The sequence below is a fragment of the Microcystis sp. LE19-195.1E genome (genome assembly GCF_027532095.1).
Taxonomy (GTDB): domain Bacteria; phylum Cyanobacteriota; class Cyanobacteriia; order Cyanobacteriales; family Microcystaceae; genus Microcystis; species Microcystis aeruginosa.
This window is the reverse complement of sequence record NZ_JAPZSZ010000233.1, coordinates 1-6,393: the sequence shown is the minus strand read 5'-3', so window position 1 is coordinate 6,393 and position 6,393 is coordinate 1. Positions and strand designations below refer to the sequence as shown.

The window sequence follows — 6,393 nt, the reverse complement described above, 5'->3', positions numbered from 1 at the left end:
GGGGATAGGGGGGAAAATTCAGGTACTTTTTCCCTGAAAATTAGGTAGTTGACCACCTGAAAATCGATCAAACCCCACACCCCACACCCCACACCCCACACCCTGCCCCCAGAAAAGCTTTTTCAGCAGCCCCTAATTAGGGTTGGCTGAAAAAGTTTGTCGTCGGGTGTGGGGAAGTGGGGAAGTGGGGAAGTGGGGAAGTGGGGTGGTCACTGCGTGCGCGTTGCGGGGGGAAGTGGGGAAATTGAACTAAAACCCTAAAACCCCAAAACCCCAAAACCCCAAAACCTGCCTCCTGTCTCGGAGTCTCGGAGTCTCGGAGTCTCCTGCCTTCGTTAACTAACTTTTTGCTTCCTCTTTCAGGGAATAAATTGGTTTAAACCAACCTTTGCGCCAGAAGTAGAAAATCAAGCCTCCCGCTACGGCTAACATGACTAACCAGACCATGAAATAACTCCATTCTCCTTTTAATTCTGGCATATTCTCGAAGTTCATGCCATAGACACCAACGATAAAAGTTAAGGGAATAAAAATCGTCGAAATTACGGTTAAAAACTTCATAATTTCGTTTAATTTATTGCCCATAGTGGACATATAAACATCCATCAAACTCGCCGCTAATTCTCGATAAGCTTCGATAATTTCCAGAATTTGAATGACGTGGTCGTAGGAATCCCGAAAATAAATTTGTACTTCATCGCTGACTATACCATGATGGTCACGCATGAGTAGATGTAGGACATTTCGCATCGGCCAAATTAAGCGACGCAGTGCCAATAATTCCCGACGGACATCATAGATTTCCTGCATTGTATCTCGATCGGGATTACTAATAATCGCATCTTCCAACGCTTCAATCCGATCTTCGTAGTGTTCTACCACGGGAAAATAACCATCGATAATCGTATCTAATAATAAATAGGTTAAATAATCCGCCCCCGATTTCCGTACTCGTCCCTGGGAAGTGCGAATTCGATCTCTCACTATCTCAAAACAGTCCTGTAATTCCTCCTCTTGAAAACTTAAAAGATAGCGTTTTCCCAAGACAAAACTCACCTGTTCCGTATCAAAACCGCTTTCATCTTCTTTCAGTCGCACCATCTGAGAAATCACTAACAATTGATTGTTATAGTCCTCTAACTTCGGTCGCTGCGGCACATTAACCACATCTTCTAATAACAAAGGATGCAGATTAAAAATTTCTCCCACCTGTTTTAAAACCGTCTCACTACCTAACCCTTGAATATCCATCCAAGACACGGTATTTGTGCCAATATAGGGGGCGCAAGCATTGGGGGTAATATCCACCTTGCGAACGGCGTTATCTTCATCGTAGTCGATTAAAATAATCCGCGAGGGTTTGGCATCTGGTTCAATAATTAATGTCCCTGGTTCACTACCCGGTTCATCATAAAAATAATCGAAGTAGTCTTCTTCCTCGTCTCCCTCGGTATCGGGACGATTGTTGACGAATATATCGGGTTGTAGTTGGGTCATAAGCTTACAACAATCTGGCTAATTTGGGCAATAAGAAAACAGAGAAGTTAAAAAATTTAATTTGCCTAAAGTTACTATCTATCGCCATGAGATTACAGTAAACTGAAGATTGTTTACTGATTTATTCCCTCCTGATAATTGTCAACGATCAGATTAATCGGGAGAATTAGCCATCTTGACGGCCAAAATTTATGGAATCCGCCTCTTTTATTCCCCGTCTAGTTATCCCCGTCGGTGATCCCGCCGGGATCGGTCCTGAAGTGGTGTTAAAAGCGATCGCCGATTCCTCAATCTCGTCTATTTGTCAGATTACTCTAATCGGCACAAGAACGCTTCTCGAAAAAGCCTATCACGATCCCCATCTTCTCGATCGCTTTTCTCTGATCGATTTGCCCTACAACCGGTCAAAAATCGTTTTCGGGCGTGGGGATGCCCCTAGTGGTGAAATTAGCTTTCTTTACCTGCAAGAAGCCATAAAACGCACCCTCAAGGGCGAATTTGACGGTATTGTCACCGCTCCGATCGCTAAATCCTGTTGGCAGTTGGCTGGTTATGATTTCCCCGGTCAAACGGAGGTTTTGGCTACCATGGCTGGAATTAACCGTTATGGGATGCTATTCGTCGCTAAATCCCCTCACACCGGCTATAACTTACGCACTCTCCTCGCCACTACCCACATCCCCCTGCGAGAAGTTCCCGATGCCCTTAACCCCGATCTGATGACCCGAAAACTAGACCTATTGATCGAGTCTTTAAAGCTAGATTTCGGCATCGATCACCCAAAAATCGCCATATCCGGCCTTAATCCCCACAGTGGCGAAGCGGGAAAACTGGGAAGGGAAGAAAAGGACTGGTTACAGCCTTGGCTGGAGTCAATGGGGCAAAAATACCCGCAAACCCAATTAATCGGCCTTGTCCCCCCCGATACGCTTTGGGTGGAACCGGGGCGCGCTTGGTTTAGCGGTCAAGGGCAACCCGCCGACGCATATCTGGCATTATACCACGATCAGGGCTTAATTCCCGTGAAATTAATGGCTTTTGACTGTGCTGTTAATACCACCATCGGTTTACCTTTTGTTCGCACCTCTCCAGACCACGGGACGGCTTTTGATATCGCCGGTCTTGGCATCGCTAGGGCCCAGAGTATGCAAGCGGCGATCCAATTAGCGATCGAATTATGTCAGCAGCGCCGTATTGATCGGTATTAGGTGTTGGGGTTTTAAGGTTTTAGGGTTTTAGGGTGTTGGGGTGTTGGGGTTTTAGGGTTTTAGTTGAAATTCCCCCATCCCCCCACTTCCCCCCGCAACGCGCACGAAGTGGTCTCACCACTTCCCCATCCCCCCACTTCCCCACTTCTCCTAATCCCGATTGCCAAATTGGTGTAAGCAGCGGGACAGCCGGAGAACTAAACTAGAGATATAGCGCTCGATAGGAGACAATTGGGATATGGGTATCGCTTCAGTTAACCCTGCCACTGGAGAAATTCTCAAGACTTTTACCCCTCTAACCTCGGAGGAATTGGCGGCGAAATTGACCCTAGCTGAGGCCACTTTTGAGCAGTATCGCCAGACCGCCATCAGTGAACGAGGACAGTGGTTACGGCAAGCGGCGGACATTTTGGAACGGGATCAGGTGGCATTGGCTAAAACCATGACTTTAGAAATGGGGAAACCGATCAAATCAGCGATCGCAGAAGTCCTCAAATGTGCCTTGGTTTGTCGTTTTTATGCCGATAATGCCGCCGGTTATCTGGAAGATGTGTTGATTGCCACCGATGCTAGTCGCAGTTTTGTCCGTTATCAACCGTTAGGGGTAATTTTAGCGGTTATGCCCTGGAATTTCCCTTTATGGCAAGTATTTCGCTTTGCTGCCCCCGCTTTAATGGCGGGAAATGTCGGCCTACTCAAACACGCTTCTAATGTCCCCCAATCAGCTTTAGCGGTGGAAAGGATTTTATTAGAAGCCGGTTTTCCCGAAGGTGCTTTTCAAACTCTTTTGATCGGGGCCGATCGCGTTAGTGATTTAATTAACGATGAACGGGTAAAAGCCGCCACTTTAACCGGTAGTGAACCGGCGGGGATGAGTTTAGCAGCCGCCGCGGGAAAACAGATCAAAAAAGTGGTTTTGGAGTTGGGAGGTAGTGATCCTTTTATCGTTTTAGATACTGCCGATATCGAGGCGGCAGCGGCGACGGCAGTGACGGCGCGATTGTTAAATAATGGTCAGACTTGTATCGCCGCTAAACGGTTTATTGTTATGGAAACTGTCGCCGCTCAATTTGAACAGTTATTAGTGGCCAAATTCCAAGCTTTAAGAGTGGGTGATCCCCTCGATGAAACTGTTGATATCGGTCCTTTGGCCACGGTATCGATCGTCTCGGAAATTGCCCATCAAGTCGAAAAAACCGTCGCTATGGGTGGTAAAGTCCTTGTGGGGGGTCAACGTTTAGAGGGAAAAGGTAACTTTTATCTACCAACGATTTTAACCGATATTCCTGTCGGTTCTCCGGGGGAAAAAGAGGAATTTTTTGGACCGGTGGCTTTACTATTTCGAGTCAAAAATATCGATGAAGCGATCGCTTTAGCTAATGATAGTCCCTTTGGTTTAGGTTCTAGTGCTTGGACGAATAACCCCGCAGAAATTGAGCGTTTAATTACCGAAATTGAGGCCGGTTGTGTGTTTATTAACGGTATGGTTAAATCCGATCCTCGCTTGCCCTTTGGGGGTATTAAACGTTCTGGTTTTGGACGGGAATTAAGTGTCGAAGGTATTCGCGAATTTGTCAACGTTAAAACTGTTTGGATTAAGTAAATAATTAGGGTGGGTTAGCAACGCGTAACCCACCACCATAACCAAAATCACCCACCACAATTGTCGGTGCGTTACGCTATCGAAGAGCGCACCCTACGGATTAAAAATATGCCGCGCATTTTTGATAATATTGAGTCCCATTTATTGCCAATTTTACAGAAAAGGGGCTGATTTTTGTGTGGGTTATTTTAATTTGCGCGGTTGGCAGTAACCTTTACACCTTTAATACCTTTGACCTTTATGATGAGCTAAGGCCATTTGATAACAAGAAATGGGGGATACTCCTTTTAATCTTTGTCCTCAGTCATTTCTTCCCAAATAGCAACGACCTCAAGGGGTGACAAAGAGGTTTAAAGGTAGGCAGGATAAAGACTCTAGCCAAATGTCCCCCAAAGAAATAGAGTGGTTATGGCAACCACTCAAAAATTTAAAATGTTACCATCATTCTATCAGGCTTGTTTACAAGCTAATCTGAGCGAAGCACAATATCTTACCCTGCAAATCCTCATACTGCTCTTACACAGTCACAGAACGGTACAATTAGAGAGATTAGCTGCCCTATTTCCTCAACCAATTACCTTTGAAAGCAGAAGAAGAAATTTACAGAGGTTTCTTAAGTTACCGCAATTAAGGGTGAAATTGTTATGGTTTCCGCTAATTAAACACATTATTAAGCAAGAGTTTAGCAGAAAAAATAAAAATCGACATCAAAGAAGAAAACTGAAAAAACTTAGGCATCTAGGACATCTGTTATTGGTAATCGACAGAACGGATTGGAAAGGAAGAAATTTATTTGTAGCCAGTGTTATTTGTGGAAAAAGAGCCTTACCTGTGTACTGGATATTGCTAGATAAAAAAGTAAGTAGTAATCTGGGGGAACAAAAAAAATTTCGGAAGCCTGTGTTAAAACTCTTAAAATCTTATCCAGTCGTCGTGATCGGGGATCGAGAATTTCAGAGTGTTCAACTAGGAAAGTGGCTAGACGAAAAGGGTATAGCCTTTATTCTGAGGCAAAAGAAGGGAACATCTTTGCTGTTATCAGGTGAAGACAAATATCAACCTCTAAAAGCTCTGGATATTCAACCAGGGACTGAGCAGTTTTTCTCAGGAATTTATTATACAGATTCTCATAAACTTGGACCTTTTAATTTGGCAACTCGCGGTCAGAGACGCTATCGTAGTAAACAAGCCGAAGCTCCCTGGTATCTTCTTACTAATCTTGACTCTTTAGAGAAGACTTTAAAGTTATATGAATCTCGTTTTGGCATTGAAGCTATGTTCAAAGACTGTAAAACGGGAGGTTATAATATCGAGAAGACTAAAGTTAGTGAACCTCGCTTTTTAGCTCTTGTTTTATTGATTGCTATCGCCTATTCTTTAAATACGATACGGGGTCAACAACTCAATATTTTACCCCACCGTGTTTATATTTGTCGCCTCAAAGAATCTAATCGTTCTGCTGAAAGACATAGTGATTTTTGGATAGGTACTTATGGTACTTTTTGGGTTGAGTCGATGGATACTTTCTCGGAACTTGCCTTTTCTTTGATCCGCCTCAAACCCCAGAAAAACCCTTATTTCTCCAAAGGGTTAACGGCTATGAGCCTTATAAAGCAAGCTTTTTAACTGTTCTGTCACCCCTTGAGAGCAACGACTATACTAATAGGTAAAAAAACAACAAGAAAGGGAATATAAATTAAAGTTATTAATAAATCAATCAAAAAAATTAGGTCTCGAATATTATATTTACAAAAACGAAATAAGCCATTTTCAAATTGATTCCACAATCGGTAAAGCCACCTCATACTAAACCCGTTGAGTATAGGCTACATATCAGGAGAGGCACTCATGCAAAAGGGAGAATAAATAATCAGTCTTTAATAACCGGATTTAGTATTACTCTACGTTTCATTTTTAAACTATCTAGGGTTTGCTGAATAATGGTAAAAACCTTACAGGAAAGGGCTTTTAGCTTGATTGAGAGCTTCCCAAATGCACTTAAATCTGCTAGAATCTCTTAAAACCCTTGCATCACCCTTGCATCACCCTTGCATCTTCTCTAATTAGTGCTAATGTACCGTAAAA

At 43.5% G+C, this 6,393-nt stretch carries 5 protein-coding genes; 3 read left to right on the top strand and 2 right to left on the bottom strand.

Annotated elements, in window-relative coordinates; translation table 11 throughout:
• Positions 1–136: 136 nt before the first annotated feature.
• Together O9300_RS13140 and corA are read right to left on the bottom strand one after the other, a co-directional pair.
• Positions 137–277, bottom strand: a complete 141-nt coding sequence (locus tag O9300_RS13140; protein ID WP_287972082.1) for a hypothetical protein — start codon at positions 275–277, stop codon at positions 137–139.
• A 62-nt stretch (positions 278–339) separates the two neighbouring features.
• Positions 340–1,497 carry a magnesium/cobalt transporter CorA gene (corA, locus tag O9300_RS13135; protein WP_287972081.1) on the bottom strand — a complete coding sequence of 386 codons (1,158 nt, stop codon included), beginning with the start codon at positions 1,495–1,497 and terminating at the stop codon, positions 340–342.
• 191 nt (positions 1,498–1,688) lie between these two features.
• Here corA and pdxA point away from each other — a divergent pair, with 191 nt between their 5' ends.
• The 3 genes from pdxA to O9300_RS13120 all read left to right on the top strand — a co-directional run bounded on the left by pdxA (position 1,689) and on the right by O9300_RS13120 (position 5,934).
• Entirely contained in the window at positions 1,689–2,705 is a 1,017-nt protein-coding gene (gene pdxA / locus O9300_RS13130; RefSeq protein WP_287972079.1) for a 4-hydroxythreonine-4-phosphate dehydrogenase PdxA, read from the top strand.
• Positions 2,706–2,943: 238 nt separating this feature from the next.
• Positions 2,944–4,308 (top strand): NAD-dependent succinate-semialdehyde dehydrogenase, encoded by a 1,365-nt coding sequence (locus O9300_RS13125; RefSeq protein WP_287972078.1) that lies wholly within the window; start codon positions 2,944–2,946, stop codon positions 4,306–4,308.
• Between the two features lie 432 nt (positions 4,309–4,740).
• Positions 4,741–5,934 (top strand): IS4 family transposase, encoded by a 1,194-nt coding sequence (locus tag O9300_RS13120; RefSeq protein WP_287972083.1) that lies wholly within the window; start codon positions 4,741–4,743, stop codon positions 5,932–5,934.
• Positions 5,935–6,393 lie beyond the last annotated feature (459 nt).

What these genes read in the sequence shown, in the direction of transcription:
- corA (WP_287972081.1), bottom strand. Translation starts at nt 1,497, where the DNA reads ATGACCCAACTACAACCCGATATATTCGTCAACAATCGTCCCGATACC.
- pdxA (WP_287972079.1), top strand. Translation starts at nt 1,689, where the DNA reads ATGGAATCCGCCTCTTTTATTCCCCGTCTAGTTATCCCCGTCGGTGAT.
- O9300_RS13125 (WP_287972078.1), top strand. Translation starts at nt 2,944, where the DNA reads ATGGGTATCGCTTCAGTTAACCCTGCCACTGGAGAAATTCTCAAGACT.
- O9300_RS13120 (WP_287972083.1), top strand. Translation starts at nt 4,741, where the DNA reads ATGTTACCATCATTCTATCAGGCTTGTTTACAAGCTAATCTGAGCGAA.